The organism is Peribacillus sp. YIM B13481, from assembly GCF_042787985.1.
GTDB classification, from domain to species: Bacteria; Bacillota; Bacilli; order Bacillales; family DSM-1321; genus Peribacillus; species Peribacillus simplex_A.
Genome location: NZ_JBHZPE010000003.1, coordinates 76,300 through 93,277 on the forward strand (window position 1 = coordinate 76,300; position 16,978 = coordinate 93,277).

Sequence of the window (16,978 nt, forward strand, 5' to 3'; positions counted from 1 at the left end):
ATAGTGTAACATATACCAAGATAGCTTTGGTAAAAACCCGTATTTATTTCCAAGACATGAAACCATTTCACGATGGATTCCATCACTTTTTACATACACTATAAATGCTCCATAAACGAAAGTGAGGGATTCACTAATGGAAAAAGATCAATACTCCAGTATTGACGATGAGATGCAATTGACTAAAAAGGGCAGTGAACCATCCGTTGTTGTGGATGATCAGCATCATGAGCGATATTATAATGAAGATACACCTGCAGATGACAGGCGGTATGAAAGTCGTGGGACCATTACCAATAATATGGATAACCAGTATAATGAAGAAACGTCTGCAGAAATTTCAACACCACCTCGAATCAGGGAATATAAGAATAATGAGTCAACTGAGGCTGATGATTCTGGGAATGTTGCTTCAAGAGGACAGGCTATTGGTGTCATAGCTTTGATCATCTCCATTTTATCGTTATTCATGATGCCGTTCATTTTAGGGGTTGTGGGTATAATTGTAGGGATAGTGGCCAGAAGCAGGGGATCAAACTTGGGTACTTGGGCCATAGTAATAGGTGCAATCTCCATCATCGTTGGCATATTCATCCTGCCATTCTTTTAACAATTTGAAACCCTTTGATGTCATTTCTTAAAATGCATCAAAGGGTTTTTAAATAAAAAAAATCCCGATAATGAAAAATCGGGATTTTTTTTTATTTATTTTGTAAAGCGGCAGCAGCAGCTTCTGCTCTTTGTTTTTCATAGTACTCTTCAGCGATTTTGTCAATTTCCTTTTTCAGTTCCTCGACCATCGTCTCTTCAGGCACTTTACGTACAATCTGACCTTTTCTAAACAGCAAACCTTCACCACGAGCCCCAGCTATGCCGATATCAGCCTCACGGGCTTCCCCAGGACCGTTTACCGCACAACCAAGCACTGATACCTTGATTGGTGCTTTAACCGTCTGGATGTACTCTTCAACCTCATTGGCGATAGAGATTAAATCAATCTCGATCCGACCGCAAGTAGGGCAGGAAATTAATGTGGCCATGTTAGAAGCAAGGCCAAATACTTTTAGGAGCTCCCTTGCCACCTTCACCTCTTCGACAGGATCGGCACTTAAGGAAACACGCATCGTGCTTCCAATACCTTGACTTAGGATGGCACCTAATCCGGCAGCACTTTTTACGGTTCCTGAGAACAGTGTACCTGATTCCGTGATTCCCAGATGTAAAGGGTAATCGAATGCTTTAGAAGCTTTTTCATATGCTTCGATGGCTAAATTCACATCAGAAGCCTTCATGGAAACGATGATGTCATGGAAATCGTGATCTTCCAGGATCTTGATATGGTGTAAAGCACTTTCAACCATGCCATCGGCAGTGGGGTATCCATATTTATCGAGGATCTTCTTCTCGAGAGAACCAGCATTTACCCCGATGCGGATTGGAATTCCTTTAGCCTTCGCAGCTTTCACGACAGCTTCTACCTTTTCACGGCGTCCGATGTTACCAGGGTTTATCCTGATTTTATCCGCTCCGCCTTCAATTGCCTTAAGAGCGAGTTTATAATCGAAATGAATATCGACTACAAGTGGGATGTTTATCCGTTTTTTTATCTCGGGGATTGCATCAGCTGCCCTTTCATCCGGACAGGCGACACGTACGATTTGACATCCCGCCTCTTCAAGACGAAGGATCTCTGCAACTGTTGCTTCAACATCATGTGTTTTTGTAGTTGTCATGCTTTGTACTATAACTTCATTATTGCCGCCAATCGTTAAGTTTCCGACTTTAATTGGCCGCGTCTTGGTGCGATGTATGATTTCACTCAAGTGGAATTCTCTCCTTTAGGAAAAAATCAGTTTTGATTTTTAATTTGTTTCTCTGAAATATTGTATCAATGTACATACCGCTTGACAAGGAAATAGGTCGCATTATCTTTTTTTAACAAGAAAAATTACCCATTACTGGATATATTCGATGCTTAGAAATCCCTTTTAATGGTGCTTGGGAGTGCGCAGATCCCCATTTAGAGGTTATTTATAAACGGGAATCTTATATGTTTTGCCAATCTGCATATTTTCGGGCTTCAATCCTTCATTCAAACTTTGAAAGTCAGAAATGATCGTTTCGATTGGCTGATTAGATCCGACTTTTTCCGTTTCAATGATGGAGAGTAAGGTATCCCCGGGTTTCATGGTGATTTCTTTATAAGCGGCAGATGGTGCGGATGCAGGCTTACTGGCCGGGACGGTCGGTTGGCCTGTAGTGGCCGGTGGATGGGAAGGCGGCAGGGTACCCGTAGTCAAATCGAAATAAATAATAAATAAAGTGAAACAGAATGAGATAAAAAGCAGTAGCCGTTTCAATTTTCCATCCTCCCAAGCTTGTCTTTATTTCATTTATACTTGTAAGAATCTAAAAATATGCCTAAAAATGGGCAGTTTTTCAAATGGAATGTGGGAGGGTCATTCCATTTTTCTTTTTCAGTTGATTAAAATCCTTATTATTTGAATGAATGTTAGTTTCCTTTGGGGTCAGACCAATTTCTCTTGCCTTCATTATGAGTAACAGCCCTTGTACATCAATATTACTCTCCTTCACGTCTATCACCTCTTAAATACTATTTCAACATTAAGTATAAGAATGACTTGGTGAGTATTTTGTCGAATTAAGAAGATATGAAAAAATATGACTGTAGTCATATGCGGGAAAGCAGGGAGAAACTGCAAAAGCAAAAAGACCCGGAACAGAACAGATGGGTTCCGGGTCTTTTTGCTTTTTAAGGTCAATCTGCGATCTTATTAGCAGCTGTTTCTTTAATGGATAAATATAACATTATCAATGTCACAAACCAGCTAATGATTGAAGCGAATGGAACCGTTGCTTTAAAAGCATCCATGATGGTGAAGAATATGGTGGCAAGTGTAATGCTATATGCACCAATTCTCCATAGATGCCTATAGGAAAGCGAACGGCCAAGGGCATTTTTGAAAAGAAGTCCAAAAGCGGCAAGGATTGTCACTTTAATGAAGATTCCGCTAGCAGTAAACAGGTATAATATAAGTAGTAGCAATGGAAGGATGATCGGTAGCACAGATTCAACTGACTCAAGCCAAGTGGATATTTCCTGATTATCTCCTTCCAGAAGTGAATATGGAGTGGATTGCACGTTTCCGCCAGATACGAACACCAGATCAGACTTTAAAAGGGCGACAGCCTCATCAGCTTTTGCAGCTACTTCTTCCGGGGTCAAGGTCCCCGTACCATCTACAAAAATTTGATATCCGTTTTTATTCAGGCTAAATGGTTCACCTTCTTCAGTCGTCAACGTGCCATTTTTGATTTCAAATGCAGGTAAGTCTTCAGATACTGTTTCATTCATGGCATCTATCCCGTCAACTATCATTGTACCGAAATAAAAAGCTGAAGGGAGAAAGGCAATGAGACTTATAAAGAATACGAATAATATCGTTTTCCCGATACCTTGGCTTTGAAAGGAAGCGATATCTTTAGGAGAATATATGCTTACCCATAGTTGTTTGAATATGTTCAATGTTTTCAGCACCTAACTATATAAGATTCCTAACCAATTTTAACTATTTGGGAAAAATAAAACAACCTGTTTTCTGCTTCAATGGTTTCAACCATTAATAAAGAGGCAATTATGGAGTGATAGAGGAAAAAATAATAAATGAAATGAGAAAGGGCGTTTTTAGTTATGGATACACTATTTTGGATAATAATTATCCTCATGTTCATAATGGGCTTTGTCGGTCTGATTTTTCCGATCATCCCAAGTGTTTTATTCATATTCGGCGGAATATTGTTATATGGACTATTTTATTCCTTTGAACCATTTGGCTGGTTTTTCTGGACTGTCCAAATTTTATTCGTCATCCTTTTATTCGCAGCTGATTATATAGCAAACATGGTTGGAGTCAAAAAATATGGCGGAACGAAAGCGGGGGTTTGGGGCAGTACGATTGGGCTTCTGGTCGGACCATTCGTGATTCCGTTCGTCGGAATTCTAATAGGCCCATTCATCGGGGCATTCTTGGCGGAAATCCTAGTCCATAAAAAAGACCCGGTTACTGCTTCTAAAATCGGCCTTGGTTCCGTTGTAGGTTTTATAAGCAGCGTAATCACCAAAGGCATCATTCAACTTCTGATGATAGGATATTTTATATACGTGGTATTCTCATAGGAAATAAAATCGAAAAATGAAAAATTGAGGCATAAGGTTTGAAACGGTTACAAAAATTTGATACTCTATTGCTAGCGAGCTTCAGGTATCTTTCCAGAACTGAAGCCCTCAAAAAAACAGCTTACATAGGGAGGAATTTTATAATGGCTTTTGAACTTCCACAATTACCGTATGCATATGATGCATTAGAACCACACATCGACAAAGAAACAATGAACATTCACCACACTAAACATCACAACACATATGTGACAAACCTGAACAATGCCCTAGAAGGCAACCAAGAACTTCTAAGCAAAAGCGTTGAAGAAATTGTCGCTAACCTTGACGCAGTACCTGAAGCTGTACGTACAGCTGTACGCAACAATGGTGGCGGACATGCTAACCACACATTATTCTGGGAAATCCTTTCACCTAACGGCGGCGGACAACCAACTGGTGAATTAGCAGATGCTATCACTTCTAAATTCGGAAGCTTTGACAGCTTTAAAGAAGAGTTCGCTAAAGCGGCTACTACTCGTTTTGGATCTGGCTGGGCTTGGCTTGCTGTCAACAACGGCGAATTGGAAGTAACAAGTACACCGAACCAAGACAATCCATTATCAGAAGGTAAAACTCCACTTCTTGGATTGGACGTTTGGGAACATGCTTACTACCTAAACTATCAAAACCGTCGTCCTGAATACATCAATTCTTTCTGGAATGTTGTAAACTGGGATGAAGTTGCAAAACGTTACAGCGCTGCAAAATAATTAGTAAGAAAAAGACAGGAACTCCTTTACAGGAAAACCTGTCTTTTTTTTGTTTATATATGGATGGCAGTATCTATAAGGTAAACAGTGTAAGTGCAACTACTTCTCTGTCTTCGCCATCCTGTCTCGCCAATCGAAGAGTTTTCTTTACACTGTTCAAAATGCAGGAAAGGAAAAATGCGTCAAGGACCTTAGCGGTAAACAGTGTAAGTGCAACTGTTTCTCTGTCTTCGCCATCCTGTCTTGCCAATCGANCCTTAGCGGTAAACAGTGTAAGTGCAACTACTTCTCTGTCTTCGCCATCCTGTCTCGCCAATCGAAGAGTTTTCTTTACACTGTTCAAAATGCAGGAAAGGAAAATGCGTCAAGGACCTTAGCGGTAAACAGTGTAAGTGCAACTACTTCTCTGTCTTCGCCATCCTGTCTCGCCAATCGAAGAGTTTTCTTTACTTTTTTTTACATAAATACCCTTGTTTTTTCAAACACTAGAGTGGAATTTAAAGGAGAGTTAAAACAATGGGTATTTTAGAGAGATGGTTGGGTGAAGCGGGGGGGAAGAAGGATCTGCACCTCCTTTTGTTTATTGGCGGTCTTTACAGCCTTAGCATTGCTTTATCCAATACATTCGTTAATGTGTACTTGTGGAAACAATCCGGTCAAATTGTTGATATTGCCGTATATAATCTAACCGTGGTGCTTTTTCAACCGCTTACCTTTGTCTTTGCTGGCAGGCTGGCGAAAAAAGTGGATCGAATCATTGTTTTGCGTCTAGGTGTTATCTTTTTGGCCCTATTTTATTTAACTGTCCTTTTGGTCGGCACACGGGCAACGGATTTCCTTTGGCTGCTCGGTGCACTGTTAGGAATTGGTTATGGGTTTTATTGGCTAGCGTATAATGTATTGACGTTTGAAATTACTGAACCGGAAACTAGAGATTTCTTCAATGGTTTTTTAGGGATTTTATCATCCCTTGGGGGGATGGTGGGTCCTATTCTTTCAGGGTTCATCATTTCAAGGCTTGAAAAATTCACGGGATATTCCATTGTATTCGGCTTATCTTTGTTATTGTTTTCCGTTGCGGTATTTCTTAGTTTTTCGTTGAAAAGACGTCCAGCCCATGGGAAATATTTTTTTCTTCGGATATTGCAAGAACGTAAAAAAAATCGTAATTGGCTCTTGATCACTCGTGCACATTTTTTTCAAGGGATACGAGAGGGCACATTCATGTTCATCATTTCAATCACCGTTTTCATTCAGACGGGTAGTGAACTTGCCTTAGGGAGCTATGGTCTGTTAAATTCAGCCATATCATTCGTTGCGTATTTTTTTGCTTCTCGATATATAAAACAGCCGATGCGAAAGAAAGCGATTCTTATTGGAGGAATCCTGTTGTATACAGGAGTCTTATTGATTGCAATTGATATCACATTTGGAAAGCTTCTCATTTATGGGGCGATTGTTGCTACCGCTTATCCTATTCTTTTGGTCCCATATATATCATTGACTTATGACATTATAGGCCGCGCTTGGAAAGCAACGGAAATGAGGATTGAATATATCGTAGTCCGGGAACTGTTCGTACATTTTGGAAGGATTGTATCCATATCAGGATTCATTCTTTCGGTCATGTTTTTCGACCTAAAGCAAATACTCCCGATTTATCTGTTAATCGTCGGGGCAGGGCATACCGTGATATATTGGTTTGTACGGAAAATCGATATCAATGACCAAGTTTAGAAAAGAGGCCTTAGAGGCCTCTTTTAAATTTCGATGCCTTGCGTTTTTGTATGTTATGAGCCGTAAGTCACTTTTTGTCGAAAATTCGTTAGATGTTTAATATTTCTAGAACACTAAGGTAGAAAAAAATATAAATGTTCTATAGAATAGTATAGGACTATTATGACTATGTAAAAAGGATGTGTGGCTTAGTGTGAATAAAAAGAAAAAGAAAAAGACGCATGTGCCTTTCAGATTGAATATTCTTTTCTTTTTAGTATTTGTTTTGTTTTCCGTTCTCATTTTACGCTTGGGTGTTGTACAGATTGTTTATGGTGATGATTACCGGCGTGAGATTGAAAAAACAGAGGAAGTGACCGTGAATAATTCGGTGCCCCGTGGAAAAATGTATGACCGGAATTTAAAACTGATGGTCGACAACCAACCACTGGATGCAATTACATATACACGAAAGCAAGGTACGAAACAAACAGAAATGGTGGAAACGGCTGAGAAACTCGCGAAGTTGATCGAAAAAGATACGAATAAAGTAACTGAGCGTGATAAAAAGGATTTTTGGATTTTAAATCATCCAAAGTTGGCCGCCAAAAAAATTACTGATAAAGAGAGAAAAAAGGTCGAACAGGGCGAGCTGGAAGAGAGTGATTTGTATAAGCTTCAGCTCAAAAGGATTACGGAGGAAGAAGCAAAGCTTTCGAAAAAGGATATGGAAACCCTTGCCATATACAGGGAATTTGCTAGCGGATATGCGCTTACTCCACAGATTGTGAAAAACAAAAAAGTGACGAAGGAAGAATTCGCCAGAGTGAGCGAAAACCTTGATTCGCTTCCTGGGGTCGATATATCAACGGATTGGGATCGTTTTTATACGTATAATAAAACCCTTAAATCTGTATTGGGTAAAGTTTCTTCGTCTGAAGAAGGATTGCCTAGTGAAAGTCTGGACTATTACCTGGCACGTGATTACAGCCGGAATGACCGTGTAGGAAAGAGCTATATCGAGCAGCAATATGAAGATATCCTCCAAGGGCAGAAAGCAAAAGTAAGGAATGTGACCGATAAATCAGGAAATATAGTCGATTCAGAAGTGATTACTGAAGGCCAGCGCGGAAAAGATCTTATATTGACAATCGATATGGATTTACAGCTAGCAACAGAGAAAATCATTGAAAAGCAATTGATTGCCAAGAAGAAATTGGGTAACACCAAATTCTTGGATAGGGCCTTTGTCGTCATGATGGATCCCAATACAGGGGAAGTTTTAACGATGGCTGGTAAGAAATATGAGAAGGATCCGAAAACAGGGAGATCTTCCATAGAGGACTTTGCATTAGGAAATATCACGACTTCCTATACGATGGGTTCTTCCGTAAAAGGTGCTACCGTTTTAACTGGTTATCAGCAAGGTGCGATACAGCCGGGTACGTACTTTTATGATACGAAGCTGAAAATCAAAGGTACACCAGAAAAAGGATCATATAGTAACTTCGGGAACATTAATGATTTGACTGCCTTAAAAGTATCCTCGAACGTTTATATGTTCAGGACGGCGATTAATATTGCCGGTGCGAAATATGTCCCAAATGAGCCATTGAATATTAGTTCCGGTGCCTTTTCAACCATGCGGAATTCATTTGCCCAGTTTGGCTTGGGAACACGAACTGGGATTGATTTGCCGAATGAAATGAGCGGATTCAAAGGTTCCGAAACATCTCCTGGTAAGCTGCTTGACCTTGCAATCGGACAGTATGATACGTATACACCAATGCAGCTCGTGCAATATGTTTCAGCCATTGCGAATGGTGGAAATCGCATGAAGCCGCATATGGTTAAGGAAATTCGCGAACCGGTTGATAATAACGAAGAATTGGGTCCTGTCGACGAAGACATTTCACCGACAGTCATGAATCGTCTGGATATGAAGGAAGATTGGATAAAGCGTGTGCAGAGCGGTTTTGAGAAAGTTGCGATGGAACAAGGCGGAACAGCATATACGTATTTTGGTCATAAACCATATACGGTAGCGGCTAAAACTGGAACGGCGCAAGCGTTCTATGATGGTCCGAACCGAACGGATTATAGCGAGCCTCAAAAAACGATGAACATCACGCTTGTCGGTTATGCACCTGCTAAAAATCCGGAGGTTGCTTTTGCTGTCGTTGTTCCGTGGGCATATCAAGGACATACGGGCCACAGCATGAGCAAAGAAATAGGTGAAGAAATCATGGATACTTATTTCAAACTGAAAAAAGAACGGGCTAAGAAGGAAAATACTGAAACCTCGACTGATTTGAAAGTGGAGAATGGTAAAGACGTTCAAAAAGACCAGGCTGAAGTTAGAAAAAGCCAGGAAAATGAATAAAAAGGCTAAAAACACGTTTTTGGGTAAAACCGAAAACGTGTTTTTTTTTTAGGCAGCGATGAATCCAGTTTTGGCATCTTTACAATTCGTACACAATAATTTACTGAATATTTACATTTGCTTCAAATGGGGTTCACAGTCTAAAAGTATGATGTGTTTGTAGGACAAAATATTCATATAAAATTCTTAGGGGGATTTACAAATGAGACGTTTCAAGGGTATGGCAATGACTGTAATGATGGGTGGAGTAATTGCAGTTGCGGCGGGTTGTGGATCCGATGATACTAAGACAAGCAGCAGTGAAGGAAAAGGATCAGGCAAACTGCAGGGAGAAGTGATTACGGATGGTTCCTCAACGGTCTTTCCAATCATGGAGGCAGTTGCAGAAGAATATATGGCTACACAACCTGATGTAAAAGTATCAGTTGGATCATCAGGAACAGGCGGAGGATTTAAGAAATTCATCGCTGGTGAGACGGATTTAAGCAATGCATCCCGCCCTGTCAAGGAAGAAGAAAGTACGATGCTTGATGAAAAGGGAGTTAAATATACAGAGTTGAAATTGGCATTTGACGGGATTTCAATCGTCGTCAATAAAGATAATGATTTCATCGATTCACTAACAGTTGAAGAACTCCAAAAACTGTGGGTTGATAATGGCAAGGTGAAGAAATGGTCTGATATACGTCCCGAATGGCCGAATGAAGAAATTAAATTCTACTCTCCGGGAACAGATTCAGGCACATATGATTATTTCAATGAAGTGATCCTTAACGAAAAACCAATGGTGGAAAATGCTACGCTTTCAGAAGATGATAATGTTCTTGTGCAGGGTGTAGAAGGTGATAAAAATGCGATTGGGTTCTTCGGTTATGCCTACTATGCAGAAAATAAAGATAAGTTAAAGATCGTTTCCATCGACAACGGCAAGGGTGCTGTTGAGCCAACACATGAAACGATTAAAAGTGGGGAGTATGCCCCATTGTCACGTCCGCTATACACATATGTAGCTAATAAGTCGGTAGCTGAAAAAGAACAAGTGGCAGATTATACTCAATTCGTCATTGAAAATGCTGGAGAGCTTGCTGAAGAAGTGGGTTATATCAGCCTACCGGAAGAAGAGTACAAGAAAGATCTTGATAAATTGAAAGAACTTGAAAAATAATCGATATTACAGGCTACTGAAATCCCGTCTTGACTCGTTTAAGGCGGGGGTAACAGCTTGTAAATCCAAATATTGCGTGTCTGAAATGGAGGATGCAAGTTGGAACTGAGAAAAACAGAAAGCTATTCTGTACAGCAAATGATCCTGGAAAAGAAAAGGAAGAAAAAAATAAATATAGAAAAAATCATACCTAAGCTATTGTTCTTTACTGCGGCAATTTCTGTTTTTACTACAATCGGGATTATCCTGACGCTTATATTTGAGACATTCATCTTCTTTGACAGAGTTTCCATCGTCGAATTTTTTACAGAGGCTAAATGGCTGCCATTTGCATCCACCCCTTCGTATGGGATTATGCCCCTTGTCGTTGGAACATTGAAGATAACAGTGATAGCAGCGGTGGTTGCAGTTCCAGTAGGGCTTGCAACAGCCATTTTCTTGAGTGAATATGCATCAGAGAATACACGGAGAATCATCAAGCCGATTTTAGAAGTTTTAGCTGGGATTCCTACTATCGTTTACGGCTTCTTTGCCTTAACTTTTGTAACACCGGTTTTGCGGGATTTATTTCCTTCCCTTGACATGTTCAATGCCTTAAGTCCTGGGATCGTTGTAGGTATCATGATCATGCCGATGATAGCCTCTTTGTCGGAAGATGCCCTTGTATCAGTGCCGAAGTCGATTCGCGAAGGTGCATATGCTTTAGGGGCAACGAAACTTGAAACGACAATTAAAGTGGTATTGCCAGCAGCCATTTCAGGAATTGTGGCATCCATCGTTCTTGCTTTATCCAGAGCGATCGGGGAGACCATGATTGTGAGTGTTGCAGGTGGCTCGACTCCAAATATGAGCATGGATGTCACTTCATCGATCCAAACAATGACCGCCTATATCGTACAGGTCAGTTCGGGGGATGCAGGGTATGGGACAACGATTTACTACAGCATATATGCGGTTGGAATGACACTGTTCGTCTTTACGCTTGTCATGAATTTACTGGCGCAGTTCATCTCTCGCAAGTTCAGGGAGGAATATTAAGACATGAAACTGATAAACAAAAGTCATGTTGCAAAAAAAATGCCCGTTAGGCTGGCTGTTAACACGATTTGTAAAGGATTATTCTTCTTGGCAACATTGGTTGGCCTCATTGTATTGGCCATCTTATTTTATCGGATATTCACTCAAGGAATTGGTCATCTGAATGGGGATTTCCTTCAGAATTTCGCTTCCAGGAAACCAGAGGACGCTGGTATAAAAGCAGCTCTAATCGGTTCAATATGGTTGATGGTAGTCGTGGCTCCAGTTTCCCTGCTGCTTGGTGTCGGAACGGCGATTTATTTAGAGGAATATGCCAGAAAGAATTGGATCACCACTTTTATCAAAGTGAATATTTCCAATCTGGCAGGTGTCCCGTCAATTGTATTTGGACTGCTGGGCTTAACGGTTTTCGTCCGGGCACTAGCCTTGGACCGGTCCATATTGGCAGCAGGCTTGACCATGAGTCTTCTCGTTCTCCCGGTCATCATAGTAGCTGCCCAAGAGGCCATACGTGCCGTACCTCGTGATTTAAGGGAAGCTTCATTTGGAATGGGTGCAACAAAGTGGCAGACAATATTGAAAGTGGTCCTCCCGGCTGCTATACCTGGCATTTTAACTGGTGGAATACTTGCATTGTCGCGGGCAATCGGTGAAACGGCGCCATTGGTGGTGGTTGGCATACCGATGTTCATCGCCTTTTTGCCTCAAACGGTCATGGATACATTTACAGTGCTGCCAATGCAAATCTATAATTGGACATCTCGTCCACAGGAGGAATTCCAGCAGGTTGCTGCAGCGGGAATCATCGTTTTGCTCTTCCTGTTAATTTTCATGAATTCAATAGCGGTTTTAATTAGGAATAAATTCCAGAAAAGATATTGATGGGAGGAAGGAAGCATGAATATGACCTTAACGAGAGAAAAAAAGTCACCGGCAATCGGGATCGAAAATGTCGAGTCCGATGTCTTGACGGAAAAGGTGTATGAAACGTCCAATCTCAATTTATGGTACGGTGAAAACCATGCTTTGAAAAATATTAATCTTGATATGCATCAAAATGAAGTGACTGCCATCATCGGGCCTTCAGGATGTGGGAAATCCACCTATATCAAAACATTGAACCGAATGATTGAACTGGTTCCGGATGTTAAAACGACAGGTCAGATTAAATATAGGAACAGGAATATCCTCGATCAGTCCTATAAGGTGGAAGATTTAAGGACACAGGTGGGGATGGTCTTTCAAAAGCCTAATCCCTTTCCTAAATCAATTTATGAAAATGTTGTATACGGACCAAGGATCCATGGTATCAAAAATAAAAGAATCCTTGATGAAATCGTTGAAAAAAGTTTAAAAGGTGCAGCGATTTGGAATGAAGTGAAAGACCGCCTTCATGAAAATGCATATGGACTTTCAGGTGGACAGCAACAGCGACTTTGTATCGCCAGATGTTTGGCAATCGAGCCGGATGTCATATTAATGGATGAACCGACTTCTGCTCTTGATCCGATTTCCACTTTGAAAATAGAAGAATTGGTCCAAGAAATGAAAAAGGAATTCAGCATCATAATCGTTACCCATAACATGCAGCAGGCAGCACGTATCTCTGATAGAACAGCCTTCTTTTTAAATGGAGAAGTCATCGAATACTCTGATACCAATACCATCTTCTCTAATCCGAATGATAAAAGAACAGAAGATTACATTACCGGACGTTTCGGTTAAAGAGAAAGGGAGATGCGATAATGATCGTTCGTGAAAATTTCGAGCTTCAATTGAAAGAGTTACAAGGGAAAATCGTGGAACTGGCCAATTTAGCTTCCGGCGCCATTTCAAAATCATTTACCGCACTGGAAAACAAGAATGTTGAAGAGGCTCTTGAAGTTATTGATGATGATACAATAGCTGATTTGCTGGAAGAGGAAATTAATGACTTTGCTATTTTACTGATTGCTAAGCAACAGCCAGTTGCGATTGATTTACGGCGTATCATCGCTGCCATAAAAATAGCTTCAGATATTGAACGGATGGCGGACTTTGGGGTCAATATCGCTAAATCGGCCATCCGAATCGGTGACCAGCCATTTATTCTGCCTTTAACACCTTTAAAGCAGATGCATGATATTACCCTAAAGATGATTGAACTTTCGATAGAAGCATTTGAGAAGGAAGATGTTGTACTTTCAAGAGAAATCATTGAAATGGATGATGAGGTCGATCGCTATTATGGAGAGATGATTCGAGGTCTCCTTCGGCTTTCAGATGAAAAAAACATTCAGCAGATCACACAGCTTTCCTTAATTGCCCGATATTTAGAAAGAACGGCTGATCATACAACGAATATCGCAGAGAATATTTATTTCCTAGTAAGAGGGAGATATGTCAGCAGGAATGAATGAACCCAATCCTAATTGAAATAAAGAGAGGCTTTTTCTCGGACATCGTCCATTTAAAAGTCTCTCTTATTCATTAATGTGTCAAAGTGTGGGCCAATTGTCTATATGTCATATTATTCGTAACCACAAACTCGCCGATTTGAACTTTTTTTGCGAAATCATGTTCATTCATATAAGCTTCAAATCCTGCAGCATCATCGATGACCTTTTCCTTTGAAAGCCTATTGGCAATTTCGCTTGTGGTCATATTCGCTTTCACTTCCATTGTATAGGAGACGATGGAGTGATCTTTTTTTGAAGCTTCTTTCTCCTTTATTTCTTTATCCGCATCCTTTGACTGATGGACAGTTCTTTTAGCTTCCTCGATAGGAAGTGAAACGACAAATCCCTCATTCTCTAGCAATTCCTTAGCTTCCTCCGTAGTCGGAGTGGTACCATCGATTATTCCGGTACCGTAATAAAATCCTGTAAAGATTGTTGTTGTAAGGATGATACCGGCGGAAAGGCCTTGCAGTCTTGCTTTATTCATCTTTATTCACCCGCAATCTTTGTTGCTTGATCACTGAGATGGTTTGTTCCTTTGTTAACGAGGATTGTTTTGCGATTTGGTCCAAAGAAAGACCTTGGCTATATAAGGATAGAACCTGGCTTTTTAGAATTTCATGAATGGGTTCGATATCATTGGAAGTGGCAGGTGATTTAGTCTTTAAAGGAGGAATCGGGTCATCCTGGATAATGAATTCCTCTTCAAGAATTTTCACTTTCTTCTTTAATTGGTAGATATCCTGCATATAGGTTATGGTCATCTGTTCTAAATCTTCTTCTAATTTGGCAACTTTATCTTTACTGATAAAGGAAATGATAAGAATGATGATCGCTAATGAAAAAAGAAGGATGATAAGGATTTCCATGTTTACACCTCAGAAGATAATTTTCGACATATACTTATATTTTACACATATTTTTAAAAAATTGGAGATTTTCATATTTTTAAATCTTGGATATGGCAATAAACTACATTAATTGTCTGTTTGGTTTCAAATTATTGTCGAAAAGCCTCATGACTATCGATGAAGAAAAAAATTCAGGCATGAAAACGGGAAAAAAACCTTTAAAAGATAACTTACATAAAATTCGACAAAAAGTGTTTATTGTCCATCAGCCAATTCAGTGCTAACATAAAGATAGAATAAAAAGAAAAGACGAAATATTATGAATAGTTAAAAATCAGCGAACCTATAAGATAAGAAAATGGTGTGCAGATTCTAAGTGGAAAGTTTCACTGTCAGCGCCTAATGATAAGTTATATAAGGATAAAAAAGGGGAAGGGATGATTATATGAATTCGCTATTCGCATATATGCCGCAGGATAACCAGGATCTATATCGTAAGGGATTAAAGGCTGGGTTATGGATGGATGAGAGTTTTGATTGGTATCCTGAGGAAGACATGATGAGTCATCCTAATGGAGAGATCCGGACACTTTCGCAAACTTATACCCAGGGTCAGGTGACCTTTTCGAAGTTCACGATTAGGAATACTTCATTTGAGACTAAGCGTCCTAAAGTGTTTTTTCACTATGAAAACGCTTTCGAAAGACAGGCGGTGGCTTTTTACAGCCCGAATGAACGGGCGATTTTACATGTAGCACCTCAATCGATTGCCTTACTGGGTGGATTGGTGAAAGGGAAAAGCATCTCTCAATATTGCATCCAAGGTAAGGGAAGCCTTTATCAAGAGGGATGCTTCAAATCACTGAAAGAAGGGCTCCTGGCTTATTCACCGCTTGCCAAAGGGGAAGTTACCAGCGTGTTTACATTAGAGACGGAAATCTTACCTAAGGAATGTATAGAAGCTGTGGCTTGGGTCATTCATGCTGAAACGAAAGAAGAAGCGAAAGTCATAAATAATCAGCTTCTTCTGACGATGCAAAACGTGAACAATTAAAATTAAAAAAAGTTAATGTTGGTTTTCCCAAAAAACATACTAGCAATTCGCATTGAATAATGATATTATAGAAAAGTCCTATGTGAAAAAGTCAATATGTTTGGAGGGAAATACACAATGCGCGTAAATATTACATTAGCTTGCACTGAATGTGGAGACCGTAACTATATTTCTAAAAAAAATAAACGTAACAATCCAGACCGTCTTGAGCTTAAAAAATACTGCTCAAGAGAAAAACGCAGCACGACTCACCGTGAAACAAAGTAAGCAACAGGATTTTTCCTGTTGTTTTTTTTTGCATTTTTTTAATACCTTCTTTCTATCTTTCCTTTAGGGTCCGTTGCCCATTTAGTGAATATTTTCAGAATGTACTAATGATTAGGCAACTTCCCGCTTCGTATTTTCGTAATTGAACAAATATTATGAGATAATAATAGAAGTAGACTAAAGGAGTCGGAAGAGATGAGAGAAAACAAGAATAAGCTCCGCAAAGAAGTTAGGTCCCGTTTAATGGAACTGACCAAAGTGGAACATGAAGAACTATCGAGCAGAATCGCTGAAAACTTATTTTCACTGGAGGAATGGAAAAAAGCTAAAACCATTGGCATCACCATCTCCATTCCACCTGAAGTTCCAACGGTACGGATCATTGAACAAGCATGGAGTGAAGGGAAAGAAGTGGCAGTGCCCAAGTGTGACCCTGAAAAAAAGACAATGGAATTCAAAAAGATTTCCTCCTTCAATCAGCTGGAGTCTGTTTATTATGGATTGCTTGAACCAGTGGCTGAAACTGCCAAGGCTCTCAAAGAGGAATTGGACGTATTGATCGTACCCGGTCTTGCCTTTACCAAAGAAGGGTATCGCCTAGGCTTTGGTGGTGGCTATTATGACCGCTTCCTCTCATATTACCGAGGTGCTACAATGGCCCTTGCATACGACCTTCAATTTTTGGATGAACTCCCGATAGAGGTTCATGATATAGCGGTAAGCAAACTCATTACCCCTTCCAGGGTTTTACGCACGTACGCCCATTAGAAGAAGAAATTTATTAATTATCACTTTTAGCTCATAAAAATCCTTTCCTGTATCAAACTAATGCTAGGAGGGATTGTTATGCTTCGATTAATTATTCAAATCTTCTTGGTTGGTTTAGTGGTTTATGCAGGTTATCAAAACCGGTACCGCCTGATAAATGCTGTGCTTTCTAACGGCATACTGAGAAGATTTCTAGTGACTAAGTCCTTGGATATGCCAATGTTCAGGGATAAAATGATGCAAAGCATGTTCAGTCAGACCAAATGATGATGCCGGCATCTTAAAAAGGAACCTCTCAAGGGTTCCTTTTTTTATAAGGAGGGGGAGAGTGGAGGGGAAAACAGTCTC

Annotated in this window: 20 protein-coding genes; 14 read left to right on the top strand and 6 right to left on the bottom strand. The window is 40.1% G+C overall.

From position 1 onward, the window contains the following. Nucleotides 1-136 precede the first annotated feature (136 nt). Nucleotides 137-610, top strand: a complete 474-nt coding sequence (locus tag ACFX4X_RS03275; protein WP_377381513.1) for a DUF4190 domain-containing protein — start codon at nucleotides 137-139, stop codon at nucleotides 608-610. A 91-nt stretch (nucleotides 611-701) separates the two neighbouring features. On the opposite strand, the gene ispG is transcribed toward ACFX4X_RS03275, so the two are convergent. The 4 genes from ispG to ACFX4X_RS03295 form a co-directional block, all read right to left on the bottom strand. Continuing rightward, nucleotides 702-1,814, bottom strand: coding sequence for a flavodoxin-dependent (E)-4-hydroxy-3-methylbut-2-enyl-diphosphate synthase (gene ispG / locus ACFX4X_RS03280; protein ID WP_289321200.1), 1,113 nt, complete (start codon nucleotides 1,812-1,814; stop codon nucleotides 702-704). 213 nt (nucleotides 1,815-2,027) lie between these two features. Then, entirely contained in the window at nucleotides 2,028-2,360 is a 333-nt protein-coding gene (locus ACFX4X_RS03285) for a LysM domain-containing protein (RefSeq protein WP_061464076.1), read from the bottom strand. Between the two features lie 79 nt (nucleotides 2,361-2,439). Further along, nucleotides 2,440-2,595 (bottom strand): hypothetical protein, encoded by a 156-nt coding sequence (locus tag ACFX4X_RS03290; protein ID WP_377381516.1) that lies wholly within the window; start codon nucleotides 2,593-2,595, stop codon nucleotides 2,440-2,442. Nucleotides 2,596-2,779: 184 nt separating this feature from the next. Next, nucleotides 2,780-3,547, bottom strand: coding sequence for a DUF1189 domain-containing protein (locus ACFX4X_RS03295; RefSeq protein WP_284470218.1), 768 nt, complete (start codon nucleotides 3,545-3,547; stop codon nucleotides 2,780-2,782). Between the two features lie 165 nt (nucleotides 3,548-3,712). Here ACFX4X_RS03295 and ACFX4X_RS03300 point away from each other — a divergent pair, with 165 nt between their 5' ends. The 9 genes from ACFX4X_RS03300 (at nucleotide 3,713) to phoU (ending at nucleotide 13,651) form a co-directional block, all read left to right on the top strand. After that, a complete protein-coding gene (locus ACFX4X_RS03300; RefSeq protein ID WP_284470219.1) occupies nucleotides 3,713-4,198 on the top strand; it encodes a DUF456 domain-containing protein in 486 nt (161 codons plus the stop codon). A 143-nt stretch (nucleotides 4,199-4,341) separates the two neighbouring features. Then, nucleotides 4,342-4,950, top strand: a complete 609-nt coding sequence (sodA, locus tag ACFX4X_RS03305; protein WP_034308436.1) for a superoxide dismutase SodA — start codon at nucleotides 4,342-4,344, stop codon at nucleotides 4,948-4,950. A 516-nt stretch (nucleotides 4,951-5,466) separates the two neighbouring features. Further along, nucleotides 5,467-6,687, top strand: coding sequence for an MFS transporter (locus ACFX4X_RS03310; protein WP_377381520.1), 1,221 nt, complete (start codon nucleotides 5,467-5,469; stop codon nucleotides 6,685-6,687). A gap of 193 nt (nucleotides 6,688-6,880) precedes the next feature. Further along, nucleotides 6,881-9,049: a peptidoglycan D,D-transpeptidase FtsI family protein gene (locus ACFX4X_RS03315; protein ID WP_377381523.1), complete on the top strand. Its 2,169-nt coding sequence runs from the start codon at nucleotides 6,881-6,883 to the stop codon at nucleotides 9,047-9,049. Between the two features lie 202 nt (nucleotides 9,050-9,251). After that, a complete protein-coding gene (locus ACFX4X_RS03320) occupies nucleotides 9,252-10,214 on the top strand; it encodes a PstS family phosphate ABC transporter substrate-binding protein (protein ID WP_377381526.1) in 963 nt (320 codons plus the stop codon). Between the two features lie 138 nt (nucleotides 10,215-10,352). Further along, the gene (gene pstC, locus ACFX4X_RS03325; RefSeq protein ID WP_061466147.1) at nucleotides 10,353-11,252 is read left to right on the top strand and encodes a phosphate ABC transporter permease subunit PstC; all 900 of its coding nucleotides are present in this window, start codon (nucleotides 10,353-10,355) and stop codon (nucleotides 11,250-11,252) included. A 3-nt stretch (nucleotides 11,253-11,255) separates the two neighbouring features. Then, complete coding sequence (gene pstA / locus ACFX4X_RS03330; protein WP_061464070.1) at nucleotides 11,256-12,134, top strand: phosphate ABC transporter permease PstA; 879 nt, start codon at nucleotides 11,256-11,258, stop codon at nucleotides 12,132-12,134. A 15-nt stretch (nucleotides 12,135-12,149) separates the two neighbouring features. After that, the gene (gene pstB, locus ACFX4X_RS03335) at nucleotides 12,150-12,977 is read left to right on the top strand and encodes a phosphate ABC transporter ATP-binding protein PstB (protein WP_377381530.1); all 828 of its coding nucleotides are present in this window, start codon (nucleotides 12,150-12,152) and stop codon (nucleotides 12,975-12,977) included. Nucleotides 12,978-12,997: 20 nt separating this feature from the next. After that, nucleotides 12,998-13,651 (top strand): phosphate signaling complex protein PhoU, encoded by a 654-nt coding sequence (phoU, locus tag ACFX4X_RS03340; protein ID WP_377381533.1) that lies wholly within the window; start codon nucleotides 12,998-13,000, stop codon nucleotides 13,649-13,651. A 70-nt stretch (nucleotides 13,652-13,721) separates the two neighbouring features. On the opposite strand, the gene ACFX4X_RS03345 is transcribed toward phoU, so the two are convergent. Then, entirely contained in the window at nucleotides 13,722-14,177 is a 456-nt protein-coding gene (locus ACFX4X_RS03345) for a hypothetical protein (protein WP_317777839.1), read from the bottom strand. Continuing rightward, nucleotides 14,170-14,559, bottom strand: a complete 390-nt coding sequence (locus tag ACFX4X_RS03350) for a hypothetical protein (protein ID WP_377381536.1) — start codon at nucleotides 14,557-14,559, stop codon at nucleotides 14,170-14,172. Before ACFX4X_RS03350 ends, ACFX4X_RS03345 begins: the two co-directional genes overlap by 8 nt. A gap of 427 nt (nucleotides 14,560-14,986) precedes the next feature. On the opposite strand from ACFX4X_RS03350, the gene ACFX4X_RS03355 reads away from it, so the two are divergent. From ACFX4X_RS03355 to ACFX4X_RS03370, 4 genes are all read left to right on the top strand, one after another. Next, a complete protein-coding gene (locus ACFX4X_RS03355) occupies nucleotides 14,987-15,595 on the top strand; it encodes a hypothetical protein (protein WP_061464064.1) in 609 nt (202 codons plus the stop codon). Nucleotides 15,596-15,712: 117 nt separating this feature from the next. Further along, nucleotides 15,713-15,862 (top strand): 50S ribosomal protein L33, encoded by a 150-nt coding sequence (gene rpmG / locus ACFX4X_RS03360; protein WP_028391797.1) that lies wholly within the window; start codon nucleotides 15,713-15,715, stop codon nucleotides 15,860-15,862. Nucleotides 15,863-16,057: 195 nt separating this feature from the next. After that, a complete protein-coding gene (locus tag ACFX4X_RS03365) occupies nucleotides 16,058-16,630 on the top strand; it encodes a 5-formyltetrahydrofolate cyclo-ligase (protein ID WP_377381539.1) in 573 nt (190 codons plus the stop codon). A 78-nt stretch (nucleotides 16,631-16,708) separates the two neighbouring features. Continuing rightward, nucleotides 16,709-16,897, top strand: a complete 189-nt coding sequence (locus ACFX4X_RS03370; RefSeq protein ID WP_061464062.1) for a hypothetical protein — start codon at nucleotides 16,709-16,711, stop codon at nucleotides 16,895-16,897. Nucleotides 16,898-16,978: the final 81 nt, after the last annotated feature.

What these genes read in the sequence shown, in the direction of transcription:
- ACFX4X_RS03345 (WP_317777839.1), bottom strand. Translation starts at nt 14,177, where the DNA reads ATGAATAAAGCAAGACTGCAAGGCCTTTCCGCCGGTATCATCCTTACA.
- ACFX4X_RS03320 (WP_377381526.1), top strand. Translation starts at nt 9,252, where the DNA reads ATGAGACGTTTCAAGGGTATGGCAATGACTGTAATGATGGGTGGAGTA.
- ACFX4X_RS03300 (WP_284470219.1), top strand. Translation starts at nt 3,713, where the DNA reads ATGGATACACTATTTTGGATAATAATTATCCTCATGTTCATAATGGGC.
- sodA (WP_034308436.1), top strand. Translation starts at nt 4,342, where the DNA reads ATGGCTTTTGAACTTCCACAATTACCGTATGCATATGATGCATTAGAA.
- ACFX4X_RS03275 (WP_377381513.1), top strand. Translation starts at nt 137, where the DNA reads ATGGAAAAAGATCAATACTCCAGTATTGACGATGAGATGCAATTGACT.
- ACFX4X_RS03370 (WP_061464062.1), top strand. Translation starts at nt 16,709, where the DNA reads ATGCTTCGATTAATTATTCAAATCTTCTTGGTTGGTTTAGTGGTTTAT.
- ACFX4X_RS03350 (WP_377381536.1), bottom strand. Translation starts at nt 14,559, where the DNA reads ATGGAAATCCTTATCATCCTTCTTTTTTCATTAGCGATCATCATTCTT.
- pstB (WP_377381530.1), top strand. Translation starts at nt 12,150, where the DNA reads ATGAATATGACCTTAACGAGAGAAAAAAAGTCACCGGCAATCGGGATC.
- pstA (WP_061464070.1), top strand. Translation starts at nt 11,256, where the DNA reads ATGAAACTGATAAACAAAAGTCATGTTGCAAAAAAAATGCCCGTTAGG.
- pstC (WP_061466147.1), top strand. Translation starts at nt 10,353, where the DNA reads ATGATCCTGGAAAAGAAAAGGAAGAAAAAAATAAATATAGAAAAAATC.
- rpmG (WP_028391797.1), top strand. Translation starts at nt 15,713, where the DNA reads ATGCGCGTAAATATTACATTAGCTTGCACTGAATGTGGAGACCGTAAC.
- ACFX4X_RS03365 (WP_377381539.1), top strand. Translation starts at nt 16,058, where the DNA reads ATGAGAGAAAACAAGAATAAGCTCCGCAAAGAAGTTAGGTCCCGTTTA.
- ACFX4X_RS03310 (WP_377381520.1), top strand. Translation starts at nt 5,467, where the DNA reads ATGGGTATTTTAGAGAGATGGTTGGGTGAAGCGGGGGGGAAGAAGGAT.
- phoU (WP_377381533.1), top strand. Translation starts at nt 12,998, where the DNA reads ATGATCGTTCGTGAAAATTTCGAGCTTCAATTGAAAGAGTTACAAGGG.
- ACFX4X_RS03355 (WP_061464064.1), top strand. Translation starts at nt 14,987, where the DNA reads ATGAATTCGCTATTCGCATATATGCCGCAGGATAACCAGGATCTATAT.